The sequence below is a fragment of the Pseudomonas sp. F9001 genome, assembly GCF_013385435.1.
In the GTDB taxonomy this organism is placed as follows: Bacteria; Pseudomonadota; Gammaproteobacteria; order Pseudomonadales; family Pseudomonadaceae; genus Aquipseudomonas.
Genome location: NZ_JACAPX010000008.1, coordinates 95,771 through 121,737, shown reverse-complemented (window position 1 = coordinate 121,737; position 25,967 = coordinate 95,771). Strand labels below are relative to the sequence as shown.

29 protein-coding genes and 1 pseudogene are annotated in these 25,967 nt (G+C 59.4%); 17 read left to right on the top strand and 13 right to left on the bottom strand.

Translation table 11 applies throughout. From position 1 onward, the window contains the following. Positions 1–88 precede the first annotated feature (88 nt). The 4 genes from HX818_RS06390 (at position 89) to HX818_RS06375 (ending at position 3,751) form a co-directional block, all read left to right on the top strand. Positions 89–1,210 (top strand): beta-ketoacyl-ACP synthase III, encoded by a 1,122-nt coding sequence (locus HX818_RS06390; protein WP_003210699.1) that lies wholly within the window; start codon positions 89–91, stop codon positions 1,208–1,210. 25 nt (positions 1,211–1,235) lie between these two features. Continuing rightward, positions 1,236–1,850, top strand: coding sequence for an RNA polymerase sigma factor (locus HX818_RS06385; RefSeq protein WP_008437987.1), 615 nt, complete (start codon positions 1,236–1,238; stop codon positions 1,848–1,850). After that, a complete protein-coding gene (locus tag HX818_RS06380; protein ID WP_003210701.1) occupies positions 1,844–2,077 on the top strand; it encodes an anti-sigma factor in 234 nt (77 codons plus the stop codon). Before HX818_RS06385 ends, HX818_RS06380 begins: the two co-directional genes overlap by 7 nt. 339 nt (positions 2,078–2,416) lie before the next feature. Next, a complete protein-coding gene (locus HX818_RS06375) occupies positions 2,417–3,751 on the top strand; it encodes an OprO/OprP family phosphate-selective porin (protein WP_003210703.1) in 1,335 nt (444 codons plus the stop codon). 34 nt (positions 3,752–3,785) lie between these two features. Here the strand turns inward: HX818_RS06375 and HX818_RS31165 are convergent, their stop codons facing one another. Continuing rightward, a complete protein-coding gene (locus tag HX818_RS31165) occupies positions 3,786–3,941 on the bottom strand; it encodes a hypothetical protein (protein ID WP_157222855.1) in 156 nt (51 codons plus the stop codon). A 39-nt stretch (positions 3,942–3,980) separates the two neighbouring features. Between HX818_RS31165 and HX818_RS06365 the strand changes: the two genes are divergently transcribed. The 3 genes and pseudogenes from HX818_RS06365 to HX818_RS06355 all read left to right on the top strand — a co-directional run bounded on the left by HX818_RS06365 (position 3,981) and on the right by HX818_RS06355 (position 5,679). Continuing rightward, positions 3,981–5,105, top strand: coding sequence for a GNAT family N-acetyltransferase (locus HX818_RS06365; protein WP_177019667.1), 1,125 nt, complete (start codon positions 3,981–3,983; stop codon positions 5,103–5,105). Positions 5,106–5,184: 79 nt separating this feature from the next. Further along, positions 5,185–5,453 (top strand): annotated as a pseudogene (locus HX818_RS06360) (BrnT family toxin). Next, positions 5,431–5,679, top strand: coding sequence for a BrnA antitoxin family protein (locus HX818_RS06355; RefSeq protein WP_003210705.1), 249 nt, complete (start codon positions 5,431–5,433; stop codon positions 5,677–5,679). The pseudogene HX818_RS06360 and the gene HX818_RS06355 overlap by 23 nt, the downstream one beginning before the upstream one ends. A gap of 54 nt (positions 5,680–5,733) precedes the next feature. On the opposite strand, the gene aqpZ is transcribed toward HX818_RS06355, so the two are convergent. The 5 genes from aqpZ to HX818_RS06330 all read right to left on the bottom strand — a co-directional run bounded on the left by aqpZ (position 5,734) and on the right by HX818_RS06330 (position 10,835). Continuing rightward, positions 5,734–6,432, bottom strand: coding sequence for an aquaporin Z (aqpZ, locus tag HX818_RS06350; protein WP_087692558.1), 699 nt, complete (start codon positions 6,430–6,432; stop codon positions 5,734–5,736). A gap of 179 nt (positions 6,433–6,611) precedes the next feature. Next, positions 6,612–8,444: an ABC transporter ATP-binding protein gene (locus HX818_RS06345; RefSeq protein WP_102605387.1), complete on the bottom strand. Its 1,833-nt coding sequence runs from the start codon at positions 8,442–8,444 to the stop codon at positions 6,612–6,614. A gap of 83 nt (positions 8,445–8,527) precedes the next feature. After that, entirely contained in the window at positions 8,528–9,091 is a 564-nt protein-coding gene (locus HX818_RS06340) for a peptidylprolyl isomerase A (protein ID WP_003210708.1), read from the bottom strand. Between the two features lie 3 nt (positions 9,092–9,094). Continuing rightward, a complete protein-coding gene (locus HX818_RS06335; RefSeq protein WP_177019666.1) occupies positions 9,095–9,898 on the bottom strand; it encodes an alpha/beta fold hydrolase in 804 nt (267 codons plus the stop codon). 13 nt (positions 9,899–9,911) lie between these two features. Next, complete coding sequence (locus tag HX818_RS06330; RefSeq protein ID WP_003210710.1) at positions 9,912–10,835, bottom strand: LysR family transcriptional regulator; 924 nt, start codon at positions 10,833–10,835, stop codon at positions 9,912–9,914. Positions 10,836–10,884: 49 nt separating this feature from the next. Between HX818_RS06330 and HX818_RS06325 the strand changes: the two genes are divergently transcribed. The 3 genes from HX818_RS06325 (at position 10,885) to HX818_RS06315 (ending at position 13,035) form a co-directional block, all read left to right on the top strand. Then, complete coding sequence (locus tag HX818_RS06325) at positions 10,885–11,199, top strand: hypothetical protein (protein ID WP_026078195.1); 315 nt, start codon at positions 10,885–10,887, stop codon at positions 11,197–11,199. Between the two features lie 151 nt (positions 11,200–11,350). After that, positions 11,351–11,950, top strand: coding sequence for an FMN-dependent NADH-azoreductase (locus HX818_RS06320; RefSeq protein WP_177019665.1), 600 nt, complete (start codon positions 11,351–11,353; stop codon positions 11,948–11,950). Positions 11,951–12,153: 203 nt separating this feature from the next. Next, entirely contained in the window at positions 12,154–13,035 is an 882-nt protein-coding gene (locus HX818_RS06315) for a carboxylate/amino acid/amine transporter (RefSeq protein ID WP_177019664.1), read from the top strand. Here HX818_RS06315 and HX818_RS06310 read toward each other — a convergent pair. Beyond that, the gene (locus HX818_RS06310) at positions 12,980–13,885 is read right to left on the bottom strand and encodes a LysR family transcriptional regulator (protein ID WP_177019663.1); all 906 of its coding nucleotides are present in this window, start codon (positions 13,883–13,885) and stop codon (positions 12,980–12,982) included. The two genes, HX818_RS06315 and HX818_RS06310, sit on opposite strands and share 56 nt — an antisense overlap. 153 nt (positions 13,886–14,038) lie before the next feature. On the opposite strand from HX818_RS06310, the gene HX818_RS06305 reads away from it, so the two are divergent. Further along, the gene (locus HX818_RS06305; RefSeq protein ID WP_177019662.1) at positions 14,039–14,683 is read left to right on the top strand and encodes a hydrolase; all 645 of its coding nucleotides are present in this window, start codon (positions 14,039–14,041) and stop codon (positions 14,681–14,683) included. A gap of 50 nt (positions 14,684–14,733) precedes the next feature. Here HX818_RS06305 and HX818_RS06300 read toward each other — a convergent pair whose 3' ends face one another. After that, positions 14,734–16,032 carry a mechanosensitive ion channel family protein gene (locus HX818_RS06300; protein ID WP_087694815.1) on the bottom strand — a complete coding sequence of 433 codons (1,299 nt, stop codon included), beginning with the start codon at positions 16,030–16,032 and terminating at the stop codon, positions 14,734–14,736. A 193-nt stretch (positions 16,033–16,225) separates the two neighbouring features. Here HX818_RS06300 and HX818_RS06295 point away from each other — a divergent pair, with 193 nt between their 5' ends. Further along, positions 16,226–17,572 (top strand): DEAD/DEAH box helicase, encoded by a 1,347-nt coding sequence (locus HX818_RS06295; RefSeq protein ID WP_063034035.1) that lies wholly within the window; start codon positions 16,226–16,228, stop codon positions 17,570–17,572. A gap of 46 nt (positions 17,573–17,618) precedes the next feature. Here HX818_RS06295 and HX818_RS06290 read toward each other — a convergent pair whose 3' ends face one another. After that, on the bottom strand, positions 17,619–17,894 hold the full coding sequence (locus HX818_RS06290; protein ID WP_102368338.1) for a hypothetical protein: 276 nt from the start codon (positions 17,892–17,894) through the stop codon (positions 17,619–17,621). 154 nt (positions 17,895–18,048) lie between these two features. On the opposite strand from HX818_RS06290, the gene HX818_RS06285 reads away from it, so the two are divergent. Then, positions 18,049–18,438 carry a hypothetical protein gene (locus HX818_RS06285; RefSeq protein WP_003210719.1) on the top strand — a complete coding sequence of 130 codons (390 nt, stop codon included), beginning with the start codon at positions 18,049–18,051 and terminating at the stop codon, positions 18,436–18,438. 3 nt (positions 18,439–18,441) lie between these two features. Here the strand turns inward: HX818_RS06285 and HX818_RS06280 are convergent, their stop codons facing one another. The 3 genes from HX818_RS06280 to HX818_RS06270 form a co-directional block, all read right to left on the bottom strand. Continuing rightward, complete coding sequence (locus tag HX818_RS06280; protein WP_177019661.1) at positions 18,442–19,308, bottom strand: DUF6279 family lipoprotein; 867 nt, start codon at positions 19,306–19,308, stop codon at positions 18,442–18,444. Between the two features lie 66 nt (positions 19,309–19,374). After that, positions 19,375–20,100: a TorF family putative porin gene (locus HX818_RS06275; RefSeq protein WP_003210721.1), complete on the bottom strand. Its 726-nt coding sequence runs from the start codon at positions 20,098–20,100 to the stop codon at positions 19,375–19,377. Positions 20,101–20,308: 208 nt separating this feature from the next. Beyond that, positions 20,309–20,488: a hypothetical protein gene (locus HX818_RS06270; protein WP_003210722.1), complete on the bottom strand. Its 180-nt coding sequence runs from the start codon at positions 20,486–20,488 to the stop codon at positions 20,309–20,311. A gap of 323 nt (positions 20,489–20,811) precedes the next feature. Here HX818_RS06270 and HX818_RS06265 point away from each other — a divergent pair, with 323 nt between their 5' ends. The 3 genes from HX818_RS06265 (at position 20,812) to HX818_RS06255 (ending at position 23,763) form a co-directional block, all read left to right on the top strand. Further along, on the top strand, positions 20,812–21,648 hold the full coding sequence (locus tag HX818_RS06265; RefSeq protein WP_008438162.1) for a S1 RNA-binding domain-containing protein: 837 nt from the start codon (positions 20,812–20,814) through the stop codon (positions 21,646–21,648). 53 nt (positions 21,649–21,701) lie between these two features. Beyond that, positions 21,702–22,109, top strand: coding sequence for a DUF2177 family protein (locus HX818_RS06260; protein WP_008438163.1), 408 nt, complete (start codon positions 21,702–21,704; stop codon positions 22,107–22,109). Positions 22,110–22,320: 211 nt separating this feature from the next. Then, the gene (locus HX818_RS06255; protein ID WP_177019660.1) at positions 22,321–23,763 is read left to right on the top strand and encodes an NCS1 family nucleobase:cation symporter-1; all 1,443 of its coding nucleotides are present in this window, start codon (positions 22,321–22,323) and stop codon (positions 23,761–23,763) included. Here the strand turns inward: HX818_RS06255 and HX818_RS06250 are convergent. After that, positions 23,675–24,883 carry an MFS transporter gene (locus HX818_RS06250; protein WP_177019659.1) on the bottom strand — a complete coding sequence of 403 codons (1,209 nt, stop codon included), beginning with the start codon at positions 24,881–24,883 and terminating at the stop codon, positions 23,675–23,677. The two genes, HX818_RS06255 and HX818_RS06250, sit on opposite strands and share 89 nt — an antisense overlap. Positions 24,884–24,987: 104 nt before the next feature. On the opposite strand from HX818_RS06250, the gene HX818_RS06245 reads away from it, so the two are divergent. Further along, positions 24,988–25,881, top strand: coding sequence for a LysR family transcriptional regulator (locus tag HX818_RS06245; RefSeq protein ID WP_177019658.1), 894 nt, complete (start codon positions 24,988–24,990; stop codon positions 25,879–25,881). Positions 25,882–25,967: the final 86 nt, after the last annotated feature.

Genomic DNA, 25,967 nt, shown 5'->3' with positions numbered 1-25,967 from the left:
TGAAGGCCGCTGGGCGGCATAAAACTACTTACGGTTTGGTACGACGGTACCAATACCCTTCTGCCTGAACAGATTTAGAGGAACGACCGTGCATAACGTCGTCATCAGCGGCACAGGCCTGTACACCCCGGCCAACAGCATCTCCAACGAAGAGCTGGTGCAGTCTTTCAATGCTTACGTGCAACAGTTCAACCTGGATAACGCCGCCGCCATTGAACGCGGTGACGTGGAGGCCCTGACCGAATCCAGCGCCGCCTTTATCGAGAAGGCCTCGGGCATCAAGAGCCGCTTTGTCATGGACAAGGCCGGCATTCTCGACCCGCAACGCATGGCGCCACGCCTGCCCGAGCGCTCCAACGACGAATGGTCGATCCTCTGCCAGATGGCCGTCAGTGCTGCCGAGCAAGCCTTGCAGCGCGCCGGCAAGACCGCCGCCGATATCGACGGTGTGATCGTCGCCTGTTCCAACCTGCAGCGGGCGTACCCGGCGATTGCCATCGAAGTCCAGGAAGCGCTGGGTATCCAGGGTTTTGGCTTTGACATGAACGTGGCGTGTTCCTCGGCGACCTTCGGTATCCAGAACGCCGCCAACAGCATCCAGCTGGGCCAGGCGCGGGCGATCCTGATGGTCAACCCGGAGATCTGCACCGGCCACCTGAATTTCCGCGACCGCGACAGCCATTTCATCTTTGGCGATGCGGCCACCGCCGTGATCCTGGAGCGGGCCGACCTGGCCACTTCCGAGCATCAGTTCGACGTGGTGAGCACCAAGCTGCTGACCAAGTTCTCCAACAACATTCGCAATAACTTCGGCTTCCTCAACCGCGCGGCGGAAGAGGGGATTGGTGCCCCGGACAAGCTGTTCGTGCAGGAAGGCCGCAAGGTCTTCCGTGATGTCTGCCCGATGGTCGCCGAGTTGATCGGCAAGCACCTGTCGGAAAACCAGCTGAATGTTGGCGATGTGAAGCGTTTCTGGCTGCACCAGGCCAACCTCAGCATGAATCATCTGATCGTGAAGAAACTGCTGGGCCGCGAGGCTTCTGTGGAAGAGGCGCCGGTGATCCTCGATACTTACGCCAACACCAGTTCGGCGGGTTCGGTGATTGCGTTCCACACCTACCAGGACGACTTGCCCAAGGGCGCTGTGGCTGTGCTTAGCTCGTTTGGCGCAGGGTATTCGATTGGTAGCGTGATCCTGCGCAAACGCTGATCATGTTTTGAAATCGAGGTCTTGAATGGCAGCAGCGGACGACGCGCACCTGCTTGAACGATTGCTCAAGGGTGAGCAGCGGGCCTACAAGGAGTTGGTCACCACTTACCAGAGCGCTATGCGCGCGGTGGCCTATGCCATTGTTGGCCAGCGCCATGCCGACGAGGTGGTGCAGGACGCCTGGCTCTCGGTGGTGCGCAACCTGGCGAAATTCGAGGGGCGTTCCAGCCTCAAGACCTGGCTGCTGACCATTACTGCCAACTCGGCAAAGGGCCGCTACAAGCAAAACCGCCGGGAAGTACTGCTCGATGACTTGCCGGCGCCCCATGGCACCATCGGTGATGATCGCTTTGTGCCCGACGATGGCCACTGGGCGGTCGCGCCGTTTGCCTGGCATCAGGACACTCCCGAAGCGCTGCTTACCGAAGACGAACTGCGTAATTGCCTGGAGCACACGCTGGCCAGTCTTTCCGAACTGCAAAGCAGCGTACTGCTGCTGCGCGAACGTCAGGGGCTGGAGTTGGAGGAGATTTGTAATCTTCTGACGCTATCGCTCTCCAATGTTCGTGTGCTGTTGCATCGAGCACGGCTTAAAGTCTTCGCCACGGTGGAGCATTTTGAGGAAACCGGCGAATGTTGACCTGTAAGGAACAAGTGGCACGTTCCAGTGACTATCTCGATGGGCAACTGACCTTTCGCGAGCGCCTGCTGGTGCGCCATCACCTGATGTTCTGCCCCAACTGCCGGCGCTTTATCCGGCAGATGCGCTTGATGCAGGCGACGCTGAAGATCCTGCCCGAGCCGCCTATCGCCGATGTTGATGCGTTGGCCGAACGCCTGGCCGCCGAGCGCTCCCGCGACCAATAATATCCATCACTTTTCACACTTAAACGAAGCCCGCATCGATAAAAGATGCGGGCTTTTTTTTGCTCAAAAAACAACCAAGATGAAAAATATTTCATTTTTCTCGGGTGTTTTTACATTTTGTATCATCTGACATTTTCACCAGTTTCCGGGGCTGGAGCCTTGATTTCCGTAGGCTCTGGCTTATTTCGAATGGCTATTAAAAAGTTCCCGAGTAACAAAATCTTTATGTTCCAGCAACCCGGCTGAAATATCCCCTCGCCAAGATCGCCCCCCAACACCAGCGGCTCTAAACCGCGTGTTTTACCAATGCACAAGAACATCAATTAGGGGAATTCTTCGATGATCCGCAAGCACTTCGCCGGTTTCGCGGCCAGCGCCTTGGCCCTGGCTGTCACCGCCCAGGCTTTCGCCGGTACTGTCACAACTGACGGCGCCGATATCGTTGTCAAAACCAAGGGCGGCCTTGAGGTTGCAACCACCGACCAGAATTTCAGCTTCAAGCTGGGTGGTCGTTTGCAGGCCGATTACGGCACGTTTGATGGCTTTTACACCAAGAATGGCAACTCGGCGGACGCCACGTATTTCCGACGCGCCTACCTCGAATTGGGCGGCACGGTGTACAAAGACTGGAAATACCAGATCAACTACGACTTTTCCCACAACTCCGGCAATGCCGATGATGGCTACTTCGACGAAGCGTCCTTCTCGTACGTAGGCTTCAAGCCAGTGGTGATCCGCGCGGGTCGTTTCGACCAGGACTTCGGCCTGGAAAAAGCCACCAGTTCCAAGTGGGTGACCGCCATCGAGCGTAACCTCGGTTATGAAGTCGCCGACTGGATCAACTCCCACGAGAACGGCATGGGCCTGCAGGTCAGCGCCGTGGTGGCTGACATGGCCTACCTGTCCTCCAGCGTGTCGTCCAAGGACATCAACGACAAGGACGGCAAAGGCGTGAAGCAGTTCAATGGCCGTGCCGTGTTTGCGCCGATGCACGACAGCGGCAACGTTTTGCACCTGGGTGTGGACGTGGCGGTGCGTGACCTGAAGGACACCTCGTTCGACTCGCGGATCCGTCCTCGCCTGGACGCTCGTGGCGTTGCCACCAACGGCGGTAACGATGCCGGGGCCAACGGCAACCGTGCGACCTTCGGCGGCGGTGTAGGGCTGGACTCCGGCAACCTGACCGCGAACGACGCCTACGACACCGACACGGTGTTCGGCGGCGAATTTGCCTTCGCCCGCGGTCCGCTGTCCCTGCAGGCCGAATACCTGAACCGCAAGATGAAGGCCGACAGCAGCGCTTATCAGGATGTGAAGGCCACGGGTTTCTACGGCCAGGTGGCCTACACGCTGACCGGCGAGTCCCGGGTCTACAAACTCGACGGCGCTAAGTTCGACACCATCAAGCCGCAGAACAAGCAGTTCGGTGCGTGGGAAGTGTTCTACCGCTACGACAACATCAGCGTTGACGACAAAAACGTAGTGCGTAACAGCGCGACCCGTGAAGTGGGTGACGCCAAGGCAAGCCTGAACACCATCGGTGTCAACTGGTACGCCAACGAAGCGGTGAAGGTGTCTGCCAACTACCTCAAGGTCAGCACTGACAAGATCCAGAACGCCAATGGCGACGACAGCGGCGACGCCATCGTGGCCCGCGTGCAATACGTGTTCTAGGCAACCTGTAATACCGCTCCAAAGCGCTCTTTCTTCATCCGTCAAAGCGCTCCTCATTTGGTTTGCCCCGCCGTTTGGCGGGGCTTTTTTTTGCGCCGTGTCCTGTAGGCGCGAGCTTGCTCGCGAAGAACCCGAGATCACCGCGTTCTGTCAGAATGGTCGCGTTGTCGTTAACGATCATCGCGAGCACGCTCGCTCCTACACAAAGCCGTGACCGTCGGGGAATGGGATGCCGTTACAACGTTTGAATAACCTGTCCGAGATTGCGCCCGATGAATGGAACGCGTTGGTCCCCGTCGATCAGCCGTTTCTGCGCCATGCGTTCCTCAGTGCCCTGGAAGACAGCGCCAGCATCGGCCCGCACTCCGGCTGGCAGCCCGAGCATTTGCTGCATTATGAAGGTGGACGGCTGATTGCCGCGTTGCCCAGCTATCGCAAATGGCATTCCTATGGCGAGTACGTGTTCGACCACGGTTGGGCCGATGCCTGCGAGCGGGCGGGCATCGACTACTACCCGAAATTGCTGACGGCCGTGCCCTTCAGCCCGGTCAGCGGCCCGCGCCTGTTGGCCGCCAGCGCCGAGGACGGTTTCGAATTGCTTAAAAGCCTGCCCGGTTACCTGGAAATCGAAGGCCTTTCCAGCGCCCATATCAACTTTACCGACGCCCTCGCAGACACCGCACTGGCCCGGCAGCCGGGTTGGCTGCAACGCCTGGGCTGCCAGTTTCATTGGCAAAACCGCGGCTACCGAGACTTCCAGGACTTTCTCGACGCGCTGAGTTCGCGCAAGCGCAAACAGATGCGCAAGGAGCGCGAGCAAGTGGCGGGGCAGGGCATCGATTTCGAGTGGCTGCAAGGTCATGAGTTGAGCGAGGCGCAGTGGGATTTTGTCTACGCCTGTTACGCCAATACCTACGCCATACGCCGACAATCGCCGTACCTGACCCGGGCGTTTTTCAGTCTGCTGGCCGAGCGCATGCCCGAGGCGATTCGCGTGGTGCTGGCCAAGCAAGGCTCACGGCCGGTGGCCATGGCCTTCAGCCTGATCGGCGGTGACAGTTTTTATGGGCGTTACTGGGGCTGCCTGGCCGAGTTCGACCGGCTGCATTTCGAGACTTGCTTCTACCAAGGCATGGATTACGCGATTGCCCATGGCCTGCAGCGTTTCGACGCCGGCGCCCAGGGCGAGCACAAGTTGATTCGCGGGTTTGAGCCGGTGATCACGCATTCTTGGCATTACCTGCGACACCCGGGATTGAAGACCGCCGTGGCGGACTTCCTGGAGCGCGAAAGCGTGGGGATCCTGGCATATGCCGAGGAGGCGAGGGCAGCCCTGCCTTATCGGCAGGGCTGAACCACTGATCGGTTGACAGGTGCCGAGGGCGGGAGCACTTCGCTATAGTGTATGTACAAAAGTAAATACAGGATGCACCATGCGTTTTGAGTGGGATGAATCCAAAAACCAAATAAACATCCGCAAGCACGGCATAGACTTCAACGACGTATCGGATATTTTTCAACATCCAATATTGTCACAACGTGATACTCGAACGGATTATGACGAAGAACGCTGGGTCAGCATTGGCTGGATAAAATTACTGGTAGGTGTAGTTGGAGGCGGGGTGACGTAATTCGCATTATTTCCGCCCGAAAAGCAACCAAACAGGAGGCCAAATACTATGTCGAAAGCATCGAAAACTGACTGGGAGCGCCTGGCTAAGATGGACGATCGGGAGATCGATACCAGCGACATCCCCGAGTTGGGAGAAGACTTCTTCCGTCGTGCCGAATTGCGTGTGCCGGTCAAGCAGGCAGTTACTATCCGTCTGGATGCTGACGTTCTTGAGTGGTTCAAGGGGCAAGGGACTGGCTATCAGACGCGCATCAATCAGTTGCTGCGCCAGTATATGCAGGCACATCAAGGCTGATAGAGCACTGGCGAGGGCAGCCCTGCCTTATCGGCAGGGCTGAACCTGTCTGGCTCAGGCGGTTTTTTCCGTGCCGAGCCATCGATAGGTAATGCCGCCGACCACTGCACCGAGGATCGGCGCCAGCCAGAACATCCACAACTGCTGCAGCGCCCAACCGCCGACGATCAGCGCCGGGCCGGTACTGCGGGCCGGGTTGACCGAGGTGTTGGTGACCGGGATCGAGATCAGGTGGATCAGCGTCAGCGCCAGGCCAATGGCAATGGGCGCGAAGCCCGTCGGCACACGACGGTCGGTGGCGCCGAGGATGATCAACACGAACATCGCCGTCATCACCAGCTCGCACACAAACCCCGCTGCCATCGAATAACCACCAGGCGAATGCTCGCCGTAGCCGTTGCTGGCCAGGCCCGAAGCCAGTTCGAACCCCGGCTTGCCGCTGGCTATGAAGTACAACAATGCAGCGGCAACGACGCCGCCGATTACCTGGGACACGATGTACGCCGGTAACTCCCTGGCCGGAAATCTTCCGCCCACTACCAGCCCCACCGACACTGCAGGGTTCAGGTGACAACCGCTGATGTGCCCGATGGCAAATGCCATGGTCAGCACCGTGAGCCCGAACGCCAGGGCCACACCGAGCACACCGATCCCGACCGGGGACGATGCGGCCAGTACCGCACTGCCGCAGCCACCCAACACCAGCCAAAACGTACCCAGTCCTTCCGTAACGGAACGTTTGAACAGTGACATGAACACATCCTTAATAGATTGCTCTATCTGATTAACGGGTCTGTGATGCATCCCTGCTGCCTTAAATCAGGGCCCTCCTGGGGCCTGATTGGAGTACAGCAGGATTGTGTCGCAAGACCAGCGGGATAGAGAAAACTGTCAGAATTGTTCGGAATTGAGGTCGCGGTTAACCAACGGAATCAGTCTATTCCGACGAAGCCACCGGTCTGGTGTTGCCACAATCGCGCATACAAACCGCCGTGTGCGAGCAATTCGGCATGGCTGCCGGTCTCGGCGATCTGGCCTTTTTCCAGCACCACCAGCCTGTCCATTCTGGCAATGGTGGAAAGCCGGTGGGCGATGGCGATTACCGTCTTGCCCTGCATCAGGGTTTCCAGGCTTTCCTGGATCGCCGCTTCGACTTCCGAATCCAGCGCGGAGGTGGCTTCGTCCATGATCAGGATTGGCGCATCCTTGAGCAGCACTCGCGCGATGGCGATGCGCTGACGTTGCCCGCCGGAGAGTTTCACCCCGCGTTCGCCGACGTGGGCGTCGAGGCCGGTGCGGCCCTCGGCGTCCGACAGCAATGGGATGAACTCGTCGGCGCGGGCCTTGTGCACGGCGGCCCAAAGCTCTTCGTCGGTGGCGTCCGGCTTGCCATACAGCAAGTTGTCGCGGATCGAACGGTGCAGCAGCGAGGTGTCCTGGGTGATCATGCCGATCTGTTCGCGCAGGGTTTCCTGGGCGACGTCGGCGATGTTCTGGCCGTCGATCAGGATACGGCCGCCTTGCAGGTCATACAGGCGCAACAGCAGGTTGACCAGGGTGGATTTGCCCGCGCCGGACGGACCGATCAGGCCGATCTTTTCACCCGGTTCAATCGCCAGGTTCAAGCCGCTGATGATCCCGCTCTTCTTGCCGTAGTGGAAATCCACCTGATCGAACCGCACCTCGCCATGGGGCACTTCCAGGCGCGGGGCATTTTCCCGGTCGGTCACTGCCAGCGGCTGGGCGATGGTTTTCAGGCCGTCCTGGACCATGCCGATGTTTTCGAAAATGCCGTTGACCACCCACATGATCCAGCCGGACATGTTGACGATACGAATCACCAGGCCGGTGGCCAGGGCGATGGCGCCCACCGAAATCAGGGATTGGGTCCACAGCCACAGGGCAAGGCCGGTGGTGGTGACAATCAGCAGGCCGTTCATGGTGGTAATCACGATGTCCATGCTGGTCACGACGCGGCTGGCCAGCTGGGTTTTCTCGGTCTGCTCGACGATGGCTTCCCTGGCGTAGTTCTGCTCGAAATTGGTATGAGCGAACAGCTTCAAGGTGGTGATGTTGGTGTAGCCGTCGACGATCCGCCCCATCAGTTTTGAGCGTGCCTCGGAGGAGATGACCGAGCGCTCCTTGACCCGTGGCACGAAGTACCGCAGGGCCAGGCTGTAGGCGACGATCCAGGTGATCAGCGGGATCATCAGGCGCCAGTCGGCTTCGGCGAACAGCACCAGGGCGCTGATGGCGTAGATCGCCACGTGCCAGATCGCGTCCACGGCGGCCACTGCGGAGTCGCGCAGGGAGTTGCCGGTTTGCATGATGCGCTGGGCAATGCGCCCGGCGAAATCGTTCTGGAAGAAGTTCAGGCTCTGTTTGAGCACATAGCTGTGGTTTTGCCAGCGGATCAGGCTGGTCATGCCGGGGCTGATGGTCTGGTGCACCAGCAGGTCATGCAGGGCGCCGAAAATCGGGCGCAACAGCAGGGCGACCACGGCCATCCAGATCAGCTCGGTGGCGTGGATCTGGAAGAAGTTGGCGGGCGGCGTGCCCTGGGCCAGGTCGATGATGCGGCTCAGGTAGCTGAAGAGCGCCACTTCGATCAGCGCGCCGATCAGGCCCACCACCAGCAAGGCGGCAAAGCTTGGCCATACCTGGCGCAGGTAATAGACGTAGAAGGGTAGGACTTTGTCTGGAGGGGCCGCGCTGGGAGGTTCGCGGAAGATGTCGATCAGTTGTTCAAAACGACGATAGAGCATTAGGTCTGACGCCCGCGCGGCGGGCTCTCCTGTTCAAATGCGCGCGACGCCTTGCGGGCCCCGCGCGAAACTCCCTGTAGCCTTCAGTCGATGCGCTTGGCCGACTTGATCAGGACAGGATCGATTGGCACGTTCTGCATGCCCTGTTTGGTGGTGGTCTGCGAGTTGACGATGATGTCGACCACGTCCATGCCCTTGACCACTTTGGCGAACACCGCGTAACCGGCATCACGGCCCGGGTCGAGGAAGGCATTGTCCGCAACGTTGATGAAGAATTGGCTGGTGGCGGAGTTCGGGTCGTTGGTACGCGCCATCGACAGGGTGCCGCGCACGTTATGCAGGCCGTTGCTGGCTTCGTTCTTGATCGGTGCTTCGGTCGGCTTTTGCGACATTTGCTGGGTAAAACCACCGCCCTGCACCATGAAGCCCGGGATTACCCGGTGAAAAATGGTGTTGGTGTAGAAGCCCTTGTCGACATAGGCCAGGAAGTTCTTGGTACTGATCGGGGCCTTGACCGGGTCCAGTTCGATCTCGATGTCGCCATTGGTGGTGGTGATCAATACGTGGGGTGCCTTGGCGGGTTCGGCCGCCATCAGGTTGGCAGCGAACAGTACGGAACCGGCAAAGAAGGCGATTTTTTTCAGCATGGGTCAGTGATCCTGGGTTGTGGTTTCGACTGTCTTGAGAAAATCGAGCAGGGTGTTGTTGAAGCGTTCAGGTTGGTCCAGCGGCGTGGCATGGCGGGAATCCTCGATCACCACCAGCCGCGCATCGGGCAGCAGTTTTACATAGATTTCTTTCTGCGCCACGGGGGTGTAGTCGTGGTCGGCGCTGATGACCAGGGTTGGACAGGAGATTTTCGAAAGTTGTTCCTGTACGCCCCAGCCAACAATCGCATCGAAGCTGGCGAGGTAAGCACGTTTGTCGTTTTTTGCCCAGCGTTCAGCCATCTTGCGCCGCAGTTCGGCCTGTTCGGGCTTGGGAAACAGCAGGCTGCCCAGGGCCTTGCCGATAGTGTTCAGGCTGAGGATGCGCGCCAGGCTCCAGCGCTTGGCCCACTGCCAATAGTCGCTGGCGCTGCGAACCTTGACCTGGGGCGCACTGTTGACGATGCACAGGCTCTTGAGCATTTGCGGCTCATCCACTGCCAGTTGAAAGGCGATCATGCCGCCCATGGACAGGCCGACCACGTGGGCCGGCGGTAGCTGCAGGTGTTCGATCAAGGCCACCAGGTCGGCGGTGAAGCCGGCGATGCTGTAGCGCTCACGGGGTTTGTCGGAGCGGCCGTGACCGCGCACATCCACCACCACCAGGCGATAGTGTTGGGACAGCACGGGCACTTGCAGTTCCCAGTCCAGGCAACTGGAGCCCAGGCCGTGGATCAGGATCAGCGGCGCGCCGTGGCCATATTCCTCGTAATGCAGGGTGCAACCTTCATGTTCGAAATAGGCCACGTGAACTCCTTGTTCAGGCTTGCTGCGGTGCGGCGAATGGCGCGTCCAGTGGTGCAGTGTCGAAGGTGCGCAGCAACTCGACGAGAATCTGCGTGGCCGGGCCCAGGGGTTTGTCCTTGTTCGAGTAAAGATAGAAGGTCGGGTTGCGGCTGCCACCCCGTTCCAGGGGCAGTAGCTTGAGCAGGCCTTCCTTGAGTTCGCGTTCGATCAGGTGTCGCGGCAGCCAGGCGAAGCCCAGGCCGCTGCTGACGAAGGTGGCGGCGGTGGGCAGGCTGCCGACGGTCCAGCGCTGCTCGGCGCCGAGCCAGCCGACGTCCCGTGGCTGCTGGCGGCCGGAGTCGCGGATCACCACCTGCATGTGGCTTTCCAGATCCTGGAAGCTCAGTTCGCGGTGCAATTGATGCAGCGGATGTTCGGGGTGGGCCACGGCGACAAATTCGACGTCGCTCATTTCCGTACCGAGGTAACCGGGAATGATGAACCCGCTGATGGCGAGGTCGGCCATGCCGTCCATCAACAGCTCTTCGACGCCGGACAACACCTCTTCGCGCAAACGCACCCGGCAGCCACGGCTTTGCGGCATAAAGGCAGTGAGGGCGCGCACCAGGCGGGCGTTGGGGTAAGCGGCATCGACCACCAGCCGCACCTCGGCTTCCCAGCCTTGTTCCATATGGTGGGCCAGGTCTTCCAGTTGGCTGGCGTTTTTCACCAGTTGCCGGGAGCGGCGCAGCAGCACTTCACCGGCTTCGGTGAGCACGGCCTTGCGCCCGTCAATGCGCAGCAGCGGCACGCCGAGCTGATCCTGCATGCGGGCCACGGTGTAGCTCACCGAGGATTGCGAGCGGTGCAGCGCTTCGGCCGCCTGGGCGAAGCCGCCATGGTCGACCACGGCTTGCAAGGTGCGCCATTGATCAAGGGTAACGCGGGGCGCTTTCAAGATGAGCTCCTCTTGTCCTAAGCTGGCGGTCCTTATTGGAGACTGCCGAATGAGAAAATTCTGTTGTGTGCTGCTGGCGTTGCTGCCGTTGAGTGCGTTTGCATTCAGTACCGATGTGACGAAAGACATTCAGGGCGTGAAGATCGATTACAGCGCGTCAGACGTCGACAGCAATATCAGTTCGATCCAACTCACCAACTACGGCCCCAATGACGCGGAGTGCAAGGTACGCTTTACCAATGGTCCGGAAGCCCCGCGTACGCGCAAGGTCACGGTCGCGGCAGGGAAAACCACCAACACCACGGTCAATTTCAGCCGTGCCATCATCAAGATGCGTATCCAGCTGACCTGCGCACCGAAATAAGGCAAAAGCGGAGCTTGCGTACAGCAATACTCCGCTTATAAACAAATTTCTAGATGGGTTATAGCAGTTTTTTACGCTTTTTAATCGAACGGACCCTGTCTAACCTTCACTCCATCGCCTTACAGCATTCACCGATGGAGCTTACATAATCATGGCCCGTGTTCTGATCATCGAAAGCAGTGCCCGTCAGCAGGATTCAATCTCCCGCCAGATGACCCAACAATTCATCAGCCAATGGAAAGTCGCCCATCCGGCTGATCAGATCACCGTACGAGACCTCGCCATCAACCCGGTTCCGCACCTGGATGCCAATCTGTTGGGCGGCTGGATGAAACCTGCCGAGCAGCGCAGCACGGTTGAACAGGCCTCCCTGGACCGCTCCAACGAACTGACCGATGAATTGCTGGCCGCCGATGTGTTGGTGATGGCCGCGCCGATGTACAACTTCGCGATTCCCAGCACCCTGAAAGCCTGGCTCGACCATGTGCTGCGTGCCGGTGTGACCTTCAAGTACACCGCCACCGGCCCCCAGGGCCTGCTGACCGACAAGCGCGCCTTTGTGCTGACCGCCCGCGGCGGCATTCATGCCGGCGGTAGCACCGATCACCAGGAACCGTACCTGCGTCAGGTCATGGGCTTTATCGGCATCCACGACGTCACGTTCATTCACGCCGAAGGGGTGAACCTGGGCGGTGACTTCCAGGAAAAAGGCGTGAACCAGGCCAAGGCACTGCTCGCCCAAGTGGCGTGAGATGTTAATCGTCAGATAATCGCCCGCTGTTTAGATAGCTCCACGCAACCCTTCAAGTACGCGTATCGAACCTCCCTTTGCACTTTTTGCTCCTGAGTGCTCCCGCCCGACTGACGCTTTTAGCGAGGTCGGGTTTTTTTTGCCTTGAGTTTCGTAAAGCCTGGAAAACCGCTAATGTCGCGCCCATTCAAAATGAGGCGAGCATGGGCTATCTACTTGTTGTAACGCTGATCCAGGCGTTTTCCTTCAGCCTGATCGGCGAATACCTGGCCGGTCACGTCGACAGTTACTTCGCGGTGCTGGTGCGCGTGTTGTTGGCCGGGCTGGTGTTTATCCCGCTGACCCGCTGGCGCTCAGTAGAACCGGCATTCATGCGCGGCATGCTGTTGATCGGCGCGCTGCAGTTTGGCGTGACTTACGTGTGTCTGTATTTAAGCTTCAGAGTACTGACGGTGCCGGAGGTGTTGCTGTTCACCATCCTGACGCCGTTGCACGTGACCCTGATCGAAGACGCCTTGAACCGCCGCTTCAATCCGTGGGCGCTGGTGGCCGCATTGGTAGCCGTGACGGGAGCGGCGGTAATCCGCTTTGACCAGATCACCCCGAACTTCTTCGTGGGCTTCCTGCTGCTGCAACTGGCCAACTTCACCTATGCCGCCGGGCAGGTGCTTTATAAGCACTTGGTGGCGCGTCATCCAAGTGATCTGCCGCACTACCGGCGCTTTGGTTACTTCTACCTCGGTGCGTTGGCGGTGGCGTTGCCGGCGTTCCTGATGTTCGGCAAGGCCAACTTCCTGCCGGAAGCGCCGTTGCAATGGGGCGTGCTGGTATTCCTGGGCTTGGTCAGCACGGCACTGGGCATGTACTGGTGGAACAAGGGCGCGTGCATGGTCAACGGTGGCACATTGGCGGTGATGAATAACCTGCATGTACCGGTGGGGTTGTTGCTGAACTTGCTGATCTGGAATCAGCACGAGCCGCTCGGCAGGCTGTTCCTGGGGGGCTCGGTGATCCTGGCGGCGGTGTGGATCAGCCGGTTGGGCCTGCGGTCGTCGGCGCCAATTGCGTCACCAAAAAATCAATGAATGCGCGGGTCTTTTGCGGCACGCGTCGCGCGGACGAGTAAACCGCGTTGATGGTGATTGCCGGCGCCTGCCATTCACAGAGCACCGGCACCAGGCGCCCCGCGTTCAGGGCGTCTTCGACGATAAAGTCCGGCAACAGGGCGATGCCCATCCCGGCTTCTGCCGCCTGGGCCAGGAGGTCGCCGTTGTTGGCGTGCAAAGGGCCGGTGACGTTGACCCGCTGGGTTTCCTGGCCCTTGCTCAGTTGCAGGCTGACGCCGCTTTGCAGATACCCATAATTGAGGCATTGGTGCTGGCGCAGGTCTTGCGGGGTTTGCGGTATGCCCGCGCGTGCCAGGTAGGCGGGCGCGGCCACCATGACCCGTGGCGCCGGCGCCAGTTGGCGGGCGATCATTGTAGAGTCGGGCATGCTGGCGATGCGGATGGTTACGTCGAAACCACCGCGTACCGGATCGACCTGTTGGTCGCTGAGCACCAGTTGCAGCTCGATATGCGGATGCTGTTCATGGAACAGCGGAATCAATCTTCCCAGGCGATGCAGTCCGAACGACATCGGCGCATTGACCCGCAACACTCCCCGTAACTCCCCGATGCCGTCTCTGGCCCGCTGTTCGGCCTCGTCCAGGGCGGCCAGTACTTCACGCGCCGCTTCAAAATACTCGGCCCCGGCCTCCGTCAAATGAAGGCTGCGGGTGGTGCGCTGAAGCAGTTGCACGCCTATGGCTTCTTCCAGCGCCTGAATCTGTTTGCTGACTTTTGAGCGCGGTACGTCCATGGCTCGCGCGGCGGCCGCGAAGCCGTTCTCGCCGACCGTGACGACAAACGCCCGCATGCATTCGATACGGTCCATGATTGTCCCTTTTTTAGAATCAATGATTCTCTATTTTATGTAATTGTCTCGATTTTATCCATCCCATAAAGTTACTTCCAAGTCGCCAGCCAAGCTTCACAGCGGCGCTGAACGCACCCCTTACCGAATCGAAACCATTAAAAGGAAGTCACCATGTCTATTCGCGAATTGCTCAACCCAACCAACTCCACCCTGATCCTGATCGACCACCAGCCACAGATGGCCTTTGGCGTGCAGTCGATCGATCGCCAGACCCTGAAGAACAACACGGTGGCGCTGGCCAAGGCGGCGAAGATCTTCAACGTGCCGACCATCCTGACCTCGGTTGAGACCAAGAGCTTCAGCGGCTATATCTGGCCGGAGCTGTTGAATGTGTTCCCGGACCAGCAGCCGATTGAGCGCACGTCTATGAACTCCTGGGAAGACAAGGCGCTGGTGGCCGCGGTGAAGGCCACCGGGCGCAAGAAGCTGATCATGGCGGCCCTGTGGACCGAGGTGTGCCTGAACTTCCCGGCCCTGGAAGCCCTGGCCGAAGGCTACGAGGTGTACATCGTCACCGACGCCTCCGGCGGCACCAGCAAAGAAGCGCATGACATGTCGGTGCAACGGATGATTCAGGCGGGCGCGGTACCGGTCACCTGGCAGCAAGTGCTGTTGGAATACCAGCGTGACTGGGCTCACAAGGAAACCTACGACGCGGTGATGGGCCTGGTACAGGAGCACAGCGGCGCTTACGGCATGGGCGTGGATTACGCCTACACCATGGTTCACGGCGCGCCGCAGCGTCAGGTCAAGTAAGGTCCAACGCAAAAAAAACGGCACAACTCGGGTTGTGCCGTTTTTTGTTGTTACATCACTGCCTTTTCCGCCGGGGGCAGGTGACTGGCCCCCAGCACCGCCGGCAACATCCCCGCCCGCAAGTCACCGCCGCTGGGCTGCTGGTACAGGCTCAAACCAAATTCCGGCAGCACCGCCAGCAGGTAGTCGAAGATATCGCCCTGGATCCGCTCGTAGTCGGCCCACGCGGTGGTGCGGGTGAAGCAGTAGATCTCCAGCGGAATGCCCTGGGCGGTGGTCTGCATCTGCCGCACCATGCAGGTCATGTTCGGCTGGATCTCCGGATGGCTTTTCAGATAGGCCAGGGCATACGCGCGGAAGGTGCCGATATTGGTCATGCGTCGGCGGTTGGCGGACATCGCCGCGACATTGCCCTGGGCTTCGTTCCAGGCCTTGAGCTCGGCCTTCTTGCGGCTCATGTAGTCGGTCAGCAGGTGTACCTGGGTGAGCTTCAGCTCTTCGTCGTCGCGGATGAAACGCACGCCGCTGGCGTCGATATACAGGCTGCGCTTGATCCGCCGGCCACCGGAGGCCTGCATGCCGCGCCAGTTCTTGAACGACTCGGACATCAGGCGCCAGGTGGGAATCGAGACGATGGTCTTGTCGAAGTTCTGCACCTTCACGGTGTGCAGGGTGATGTCGACCACGTCACCGTCGGCGCCGACCTGGGGCATTTCGATCCAGTCGCCGACCCGCAGCATGTCGTTGCTGGTCAGTTGCACACTGGCGACGAACGACAGCAGGGTGTCCTTGTAGACCAACAGAATCACCGCCGACATTGCACCCAGACCGGAAAGCAGCAGCAATGGCGAGCGGTCGATCAGCGTGGCGACGATGATGATTGCGCCAAACACGAACAGCACCATCTTCGCCAACTGCACATAGCCCTTGATCGAGCGGGTGCGGGCGTGTTCGGTGCGGGCATAGATGTCCAGCAGGGCGTTGAGCAGTGCACTGATCGCCAGCACCATGAACAGAATGGTGAACGCCAGGGCGACATTGCCGATGAACAGGGTGGCGGTCTTGCTCAGGTCCGGCACCAGGTACAGGCCGAACTGGATCACCAGCGACGGCGTCATCTGCGCCAGGCGGTGGAAGACTTTGTTGTGCCGCAGGTCGTTGAGCCAGTGCAGCGCGGGTTGCCGGCCCAGCAGCTTGACGGCGTGCAGGATGAGGTAGCGGGCCACTCGTCCGAGCAGCAATGCCACTACCAGCAACACCACCAGCGCAAGGCTGGAATGCAGCAGCGGGTGTTCGTCGAGGGTGCCCCAAAGGTCTTTGACGTTGAGCCAGAGCTGTTTGATATCCATGGGTAAACGCGATTCTTCTGTAAGACGTGACGGGCCGATTAGAGCATTTAAGTACGTCAAAGTTGTGGTTGTGGACAAATCCCCTGACAAAAAAGCGCCTGATTAACGCAGTTCGCGTAAAGAAACTCGGCCTCGGCGCCCGAAACCGTTACCCTATGCAGCTGTTTTTTTGTATTTCTTCGAGGTAGCACCCGTGTTTTCCCAATTCGCCCTGCACGAACGCCTGCTCAAAGCCGTGGCCGAGCTTAAATTTGTCGAGCCAACGCCTGTGCAAGCAGCGGCCATCCCGCTCGCGCTCGAAGGGCGTGACCTGCGGGTGACGGCTCAAACCGGGAGTGGCAAGACCGCCGCTTTCGTCCTGCCGATCCTTAACCGTCTGATCGGCCCGGCGAAAGTCCGTGTCAGCATCAAGACCCTGATCCTGCTGCCGACCCGCGAACTGGCCCAGCAGACCTTGAAGGAAGTGGAGCGCTTCTCGCAGTTCACTTTCATCAAGTCCGGCCTGATCACCGGCGGCGAAGACTTCAAGGTCCAGGCCGCCATGTTGCGCAAGGTGCCGGACATCCTGATCGGTACTCCGGGCCGGATGATCGAGCAATTGAACGCCGGCAACCTGGACCTCAAGGAAGTTGAAGTGCTGGTGCTCGACGAAGCCGACCGCATGCTCGACATGGGTTTTGCCGACGACGTGCAGCGCCTGGTGCAAGAGTGCGTGAACCGCCAGCAGACCATGCTGTTCTCGGCCACCACCGGTGGTTCGACCCTGCGCGATATGGTCGCCAAGGTCCTGAACAACCCTGAGCACCTGCAGGTCAACAACGTCAGCGACCTGAACTCGACCACCCGTCAGCAGATCATCACTGCTGACCACAACGTGCACAAAGAGCAGATCCTCAACTGGTTGCTGGCCAACGAGACCTATCAGAAGGCTATCGTGTTCACCAACACCCGGGCCATGGCCGACCGCATCTACGGTCGCCTGGTGGCTCAGGAGTACAAGGCGTTCGTCCTGCACGGTGAGAAAGACCAGAAGGACCGCAAGCTGGCCATCGACCGCCTCAAGCAAGGCGGCGTGAAGATCCTGGTCGCCACCGACGTTGCCGCCCGCGGCCTGGATGTTGACGGCCTGGACATGGTGATCAACTTTGATATGCCCCGCAGCGGCGACGAATACGTGCACCGTATCGGTCGTACCGGGCGTGCCGGCAACGATGGCCTGGCGATCTCGCTGATCTGCCATGGCGACTGGAACCTGATGTCGAGCATCGAGCGCTACTTGAAGCAGTCGTTCGAGCGCCGCACCATCAAGGAAGTCAAAGGCACCTACGGCGGGCCGAAGAAGGTCAAGGCATCGGGCAAGGCCGTTGGCGTGAAGAAGAAAAAGGTCGACGCCAAGGGCGACAAGAAGAAGGCCGGTGCCAAGTCGCCGACCAAGCGCAAGATTGCCAACCGTCCAAAGACCGACAACCTGTCGTTGGTCAGCAAGGACGGCATGGCGCCTCTGAAGCGCCGCAAGCCGGAAGCACCGGCTGCCGAGTAACGCTTGAGCCATAAAAAAACCGGACAATGTCCGGTTTTTTTTCGCCTCAGTTTTTAGTTTTGTCGGTCGCCTCATTGAGTTCCGTGAGGCGCTGGTCGATCAGTTGGCACTTGTCGGGCAGGTCTGCGCTGGCGGTTTCCAGCTTCATGTTCTGCAGTTCTTCGTTGATCTCCTTGGCCTTCTCTGGATTCTGTTGGGTGAGCTCGGTCACCTTCTTGGCCAGTTGCTCACGTTTGGCGGTGGCTTCTTCCGGCGTGCAGGCCCAGGCGGGCAGGGCGGCAAGCAGCGTGGCGGCGACGGCCATATTCAGCAGGGTTTTCATGATTCGGACCTCCATGGCGGTGATGAACGGTTGAGGGCCGTGAGCACTGAAAAGTTCAGCGAAATCGCGTCCGTCCGCTAGGCTGAACGGACGACGGGTCCGGCATGTCACACCTTTGAAGGGCCTATTTCGTGTGCCTTCAGGAGGAATCAGGATGACGACTTACGATTGGGATTTGATCGAACGACTGTTGCATGAGGTACAGAACGGTGGCGCCAGCTTCGCCCCACGCAAATACGCCGAGGAAGAAGCGACTAAAAGGGCCGCCGCCGGAGAGCCCATCGGTAATCTCGATGAGTTTAAAAAGCTCGCGGCGGATTACGAGGCGTTGTTGTTCAAGCACGGCTTTATTGAGTCGCGGTCAGAGGAAGAGTGCGGCAATGGTGAGAACTTCAAATTGACCCAGCGCGGCTCACAGTTGCTGAGCCTGATCGACAGCTGTATCCCCGGTGATAATCACCCGCGTCAGGTGCTGGACGAGCAGGCGGATGCGCTGGATCCGGCGACGTTTGATGAACTGGCTTCCAAACCACAGATTGCCTGATGACTATGGGGTGCCAGCCTTCAGGCATTTAAGTGCCTTGAAGTCGCTGCGCACCTTGTCGATCTTTTGTGTCAGCTTCTGGCGTTGTTGCACGGTGCTTTCCGCTATCAGGTCGACGATCAGGCTGCGGGCGGCGGCTTCGGTCTGGGCGTAGGCCTGGCGATATTCCGGCGTCCACAGGCTTTCGCGGTTCACCAGCAGTTGCTCGATCTTCTGTGGGAAATCGCTGCTGTGGCGGTCTTTGACGGCTGCGATAAATAGTGTTTGCCAGTGGGCGCGGTTGCCAATCCATTGTTGGTTCTGCTCACCCAAGGCGATCGACCAGGCGGTGACGCGATTCTGCTGGCTGGCACTTAACGGCCCGAGCCACGCATCGAGGCGCTTGTTCATGCGCTCGGCGCGTTCCTTGATCTGCTGCTCGAGGGGCGGTTTCAGGTATTCGTCCTGACGCTTGCGCAGGTCCTTGGCGAATGCTTGCTCCATATCCTTCACTTGCTGATCGTCCAGCCCCTGCAGTAGCTCGACGGCGGACGGCGTGATCGCCCGGGCGCTCTCGGCAATAGCTTGTTTGGCTTCGGCGGTACGGGTTTGCAGGGCGGCGTCGGTCACCTGGTTGGTGTCGACCATCTGTTGCAGGCGATCGAGCCAGTCCAGGTAGCCCGGCAATTGTGTGGTGCAATGCCAGGCCAGGTGTTCCTTGAGTGTGTCGTTGAACCAGCTCTTCTGCCCGGCGTTCATTTCCAGGTAGTCGCTGAGGGTCCAGGGGATGATCACATCCAGATTGCGATAGGCCAGGCCCACCCGATTGCAGCCGGCAAGCACCAGGCTGAGGGTCAGCAACATCACCAGAAATTTTAACCGACGCAGCATGAGCGAGTCCTTGCGCAGACGAGAGTATTGCATCTGAACCCGTCAGGGCAGCGACAGTTCAGCCCATCAATAAAACGCCCGCTCGGCCTTCAGGGTCAACAGCCCGTCGCATTGCGAGTTGTGTCCGGAGTAGGCCGAGCAATCGCCGCCGCTGAGGCTGGAGTCGCTGTAGATCAGGTTCAGGTCGACGCCCATCCATGGCCTGGAAAATTGTACCGACCAGTCGCTGAAGCTGCGGATCGAGCTGCCATCGGCCACCGAGACCGGGGTGCCGAGCTGGTGGGTGGTGTATTTCATGCTGACGCCGATGCCGAACGGCTTGGTGCCGCCGAGGTCGGCGAACAGGGTGCTGTCCTGCCGGTCCGGGTCGTTGCTGAAGGAGGCGCCGAAGCGATTGCCCAGCAAGGTCAGGCCGCCGTAGAACTCCTGGCTGTCGAGGGGGCTCAGCTTGGGATAGCTGTAGTGAATCATCCCCAGTTCATAACCCAGGGTCTGGTCGAAGGGGCGTTTGAAACCCAGGTAGGAGTCGACTTCCAGGTTGCTGGTCGGGGAAATGCCCATGCTCGGTGAGAATTGGCCGAGGTACAGGCCGCTGCCGTGGCTCAGGTCCAGGCCGCCATGGAACGAGTCGCTCCCGGGTGCCGTGGGCTTTACCAGGCCTTGAGCCATGCTTCGGCTGGGTGTCGTGCCCAATTTCAGGTCGAAATCACCCAATTCACGCTGGAAAACCTGCGCTTCGGCGAGGGGGCTGGCCAACAGGGCACCGGCCAGGAATATGCAGGATTTGAGCATGCTTCACTCCATGAAAAGCGAGGAGCAGTAACGGGAAATATCAGGCAAATGCCCGATCTAGACGTGTGCAAGCATACCGGCGATGGTTCGCAGATGAGGCCCGTTCGTCGATTGGCGTAATAAAGGGGTGTATCAGGGGGTAGTGCGGGCTCTAGTCCTAGCGCCTTGAAAGGCAAAGCGCATAGGGACCAGGTGTAATGCGCGAGTCTTACTTTTTACCCAGGGTGATCTGCTTGGACGGGCCGAAAGTCTGGCCGCTTACGCCTTTGGCAATCTGCTGGATTTCGCCGCCCTGCTTGAGGAATGCAGCAATTTGGCTGTTGATCGATTCGCTGGTTTCAACGGCGGGAGCTGGCTTTGCTTTGCTGTTGGATGCTTTTACGCGCATGGCGGCCACTAACCTGTAGAAAATTAACTTGGCCATGCATCGTACATGAAATGCTTGACAATTGCTTGGCAAATATCCCCCTGAAATATACGCAGGGTTTATGAATCGCCTGGATTATTAAGTGAAATACTCACCTAACTTGCTGTTTTAACTCGAATCCCTCGAGGAAATCCGGCCGTGGGTACTGGCCGGATTCAGCCCGATGACCTGACGAGCGGGGCGCTTCTCGGCAAACCCATGATTTTTCAGGCCTGTACGCCGGTACGCGGGACCGCCGTCGTCAACTCGGGTAGAATGCCGCCCACGCAATGAGGGTATTTGAGATGGCTTTAGTCGGGCGCTACAACAGCTTGCAAGTGGTTAAACACACTAACTTTGGTTTGTACCTGGATGGTGATCAAGAGGGCGAAATCCTCTTGCCCAACCGATATATCCCCAAAGATATTCCCAGTGAAGATGAAGACTGGCTCAACGTTTTCATTTATCTGGACAGCGATGACAAACTTATCGCGACCACCGAAAAACCAAAAGTACAGGTGGGTGAATTTGCCAGTCTGAAAGTGGTTGAAGTCAACAGTATCGGTGTATTCCTCGATTGGGGCCTGCCCAAGGACCTGCTGCTGCCTTATTCCGAAGAAAAGCGCCAGCTGACCGCCGGTGAGTATTGCGTGGTACACGTCTACCTCGACAAACACACCAAGCGCATCACTGCCACCGCGCGCCTTGACCGCTACCTGGACAAGACTCCGGCCACCTACAAGGTCGGCCAGGAAGTTGACTTGCTGGTGGCCGAAGCCACCGACATGGGCTTCAAGGCCATCATCAACAACAAGCACTGGGGCCTGATCCACAAGAACGAAGTGTTCAAGTTCCTGCGCCCGGGCAAGGAAGAGAAAGGCTTCATCAAGGAAATTCGCGCCGACGGCAATATCAGCCTGAGTCTGCAGCCTGTGGGTGAAGAAGCGGCCTCCAGCCTGAACTCGAAGATCCTCGCCAAGTTGCGCGACAACAACGGCACCTTGCCTGTCAGCGATAAAAGCGACCCGGCACTGATCAGCAGTTTGTTCGGTGTCAGCAAAGGCAACTTCAAGAAGGCCATCGGCGCTCTCTACAAGCAGGGTCAGATTGTGATCCACGCGGATCGCATTGAACTAAGCTGATCGCGGTTTGCTCTTCTGTAGGAGCACGCTTGCTCCTGCAGAAGGCCGCCTCAATGTCTAGAAAAACGCTTTTCGCCTACCTCGGTACGTTGCTTGCCTTTCTGATGCTTGACGGCCTGTGGCTCGGTGTCCTCATGGGCCCGACCTACAAAGCGCTGCTCGGCCCGTTGATGCTTGATCAGCCGCGCCTGTTCCCAGCCGTGGCGTTCTATCTCCTCTATGTATTCGGTTGTGTGGTGCTTGTCGTGCTGCCTGCGTTGGCGAGCGGCGGCTGGCAGCGTGCCGCGCGGCTTGGTGCACTCCTGGGATTGGTAGCCTACGGCACCTATGACCTGAGCAATTGGGCAACCCTGCAGGGCTGGTCGGCCGGTTTGGCCTTCATGGACATCGCCTGGGGCACCTTCCTGACTGCCGTTTGCTGCACCGTGGGCTATCAATGTGCGCGCAGGGTGCACAATTGATTGTGTACAGGATTGCCCTGCACCATCCCTGAGCGAATCACCGCCGTTCAATCGTCTCTACGCCGCCTGAAGAGCCAAGCTCCACGGGGGATTGTGCCGAGTTTTATTGCATTGGCACGCATTCTGCTCAACAACTCGTATACAAACCATGCCGCCTCCCGTACGCACTCCCGTCGCGGGTGGCAGGCCGGTATTTACGAGGAGCCCTGCGATGACCGAACAATTGCCCAAAGGCTACAGCCCGCGCCTGTACAACCAGGACCTGGGACCGCTGCCGCAAAAATGGAACTGGTACAACATCTTCGCCTTCTGGATGAGCGACGTGCACAGCGTCGGCGGCTACGTATTCGCCGCCAGCCTGTTCGCCCTGGGGCTGGCCAGTTGGCAGGTATTGATCGCCTTGCTCGCCGGGATTTGCATTGTGCAATTGATCGCCAACCTGGTGGCCAAGCCGAGCCAGCAGGCGGCAGTGCCGTACCCGGTAATCTGCCGGTTGGCCTTTGGGGTATTCGGGGCGAATATCCCGGCGGTGATTCGTGGCTTGATCGCAGTGGCCTGGTACGGGATCCAGACATACCTGGCGTCCAGTGCATTGATCATCGTGGTGCTGCGCTTTTTCCCACAGATGGCGGTATACGCAGAACCGCACTTTGCCGGCCTGTCGTACCTGGGCTGGTTCGGTTTCCTCAGCCTGTGGACGCTCCAGGCGCTGGTGTTCTGGGCGGGCATGGAGTCCATCCGTCGTTTCATCGACTGGGCGGGGCCTGTGGTCTATGCGGTGATGTTTGCCCTGGCAGGCTGGATCGTCTGGAAGGCTGGCTGGGCCAATATCAGCTTCACCCTGGCGGAAAAATCCCTCTCAGGCTGGCAGGCGTTTGGCCAAATCATCGTGGCAACCGCGTTGGTGGTGTCGTACTTTTCCGGGCCGACCTTGAACTTCGGTGATTTCAGCCGCTACTGCCGCACGATGAAAGACGTGCGTCGCGGAAATTTCTGGGGCTTGCCGGTAAATTTCCTGGCGTTCTCCCTGGTCACCGTGGTGATCGTCTCGGGCACCTTGCCGGTGTTCGGCGAAATGCTCCACGACCCGATTGCCACCGTTTCGCGCATCGACAATGACATGGCTGTGTTGCTGGGGGCGTTCGCCTTTGTCACTGCGACTATCGGCATCAACATCGTCGCCAACTTCGTCTCGCCGGCCTTTGACTTCGCCAACGTGGCACCGAGCAAAATCAGCTGGCGTGCCGGTGGAATGATTGCGGCGGTGGCCTCGATCTTCATCACCCCATGGAACCTGTTCAACAACCCGCTGATGATCCACTACACCCTCGATATCCTCGCCGCGTTTATCGGGCCGTTGTTCGGGATTCTGCTGGTGGATTTCTACCTGATCAAAAAACGGAAGATCGACGTGGATGCGTTGTTCGATGACAGCCCGAGCGGGCGCTACTACTTTGACGGTGGCGTGAACTGGACGGCGGTCAAGGCTTTGGTGCCCGCGACGCTGGTGGGCGTCGCGATCACCTTTACCCCGGCGCTGCAGGGCATGGCCAACTTCGCCTGGTTTACCGGCTGCTTCCTGGGTGGGCTGTTTTTCCTGGTGCTGGCGCGGCGTGAACAGGTGCGTGCGCCTGTGCCGATGGTTGCCGGCTGACCAGCACCGATCCGGCCACCAACAAACCGGCGCCTGCTACCACCAGCGCCGGTTGCAGGCCACCGCTGAGGTGGCTGCTCACCGACGCCAGCAACGGACCGCTCAATTGGCCGATCGCAAAGCTGGCGGTCAGCAACCCGGTGCTGCGCTGGTAGCCGTGGGGGGCGACCTCACGCAAGCGCGCCATCACCAGTTGCATGCACGCCAGGAATGGCCCACCGCACAGCAACACCCCCAGCGCCAGCCCCCAACCGTTGCCCAGCAGGCAGGCAAACACGCCTGCCGCTTGCAGCCAAAGGGTTGTCATCAGCCAGCGACGGGTGGTGTCCGGGTCCTTGCGGCGCAAACTTGCCGCCACCACGCCAATCGCGGCAGCCAGGCCAAAGCAGGGCCAGAACAGGTCTGCTTGCCAGGCGCCCTTGAATTGCGCGCTGGCCATCTGTGACAGGAATGTCGCCGGGATGATGTAGCCAAGGCCATACAACACGTAGATCCAGCACAGGTGTGTGATGCTGCCGTTGCTGGCCACGTCGGTGTGGCTGGCAACGGGCGAGTCGGCAGCGGAAGGCTTGGGCAGGAACGGGAGGATTGCCAGCAGCATGACCAGGGCGACTACCCCATACACCAGCCACAAGGTTGCAGAGTCTTGCCCCAACAGGTTGGAGCCCAGCGCCAGCAACCCGGTCAAAAGAATTCCCAGCCCCGGCCCGGCAAATACCAGCGCACCCAGGCGTGGGCGTCCGGCCGCAATGGCCAGCGGCTGGCTCAGGCTGGTAATCATCACCAGCGCCCATGCACTGGCTACACCGGTACCAAAGCGCAACAACAGATGCGGCCAGAACCCGTGGGCCCAGTACGACGCCAGGGTCAGCAGCACACACAGCCACAGCCCACCGTACAAACGCCCGCGTACATGATGATGGCTGCGGGCAAAGATCGAATCCACCGCACCGACGAAATAACCCAGGTAGTTGGCCGCCGCAATCAGGCCGGCGCCGGTCAGGTCGATCTGCCCTTCACTGAGCAAATGCGGCATTTGCGGGGTGAGCGCGAATCGACCTATGCCCATGGCCATCATCAGGGCGATAAAGCTGGCGAGTAAGCGGATCAGCGGTGACATGGTGGTTTTTCCTGGGAGCAGCGAGTGACCATCAGGCTAAAGCGGATTGACTTTCTTTAAAAATGAATAATAGTGAGTAACTTGTTCAGTTTTGGAGAATGGTGATGGAGTTCAGTCAATTGCGGATTTTCCAGGCCGTGGCCGAGGAAGGCTCCATCACCCGTGCCGCTGAGCGCTTGCACCGGGTGCCGTCCAACCTGTCGACCCGGCTTAAACAGATGGAAGAACAACTGGGCGTCGAACTGTTCGTGCGCGAGCGCCAGCGCTTGCAGCTTTCTCCTGCAGGCAAAGTGCTGCTGGACTACAGTGCGCGCCTGCTGGCCCTGCATGACGAAGCCCATGGCGCGGTGCAAGGCGGGCAACCGGCTGGAGACTTTGTGCTCGGCAGCATGTACAGCACGGCGGCGATTCATTTGCCCAAGCTGCTGGCGCGTTACCACAAGGCGTATCCGATGGTGAACCTGCAGGTGCAGTCAGCGCCCAGCGGTGAACTGCTGGAAGGCTTGATCACCGGGCGCCTGGACGCCGCATTGGTGGATGGGCCGTTGACCCTGGCCACCCTCGACGGCGTGCCGCTGTGCGAAGAGCGCCTGCTGCTGATCTGCGAGGCGGATCATCCGCCGGTGCGTGGGCCGCAGGATGTTGCCGGCCGTTCGGTGTTCACTTTCCGACGCAGTTGTTCTTATCGGGCGCGCCTGGAAGCCTGGTTTTCCCACGATCGCGTGGCCATGGGCCGGGCCATCGAGATCGAGTCCTACCAGGGCATGCTGGCCTGTGTTATCGCCGGTTCCGGCGTGGCGTTGATGTCGGAATCGATGCTCGACAGCCTGCCGGGCAAGGACAGCGTGTCCATTCATCCGCTGGCCGAGCCTTTTGCCAGCGCCACCACCTGGTTGATGTGGCGCAAGGGCATGCTCGGCGCTAACCTCAACGCGTGGATTGACCTGCAGAAGGCGGGCAAGGTGCTACCGGAAACCGAAACCCGAGCGATTGCTTGAACGATCCGTCAGGATTTTGATCAATTCAGTAATAGTTCGTTGTGGTTTCGTTCAAGCAATACGTAAGACTTAAGACTACTATCTGT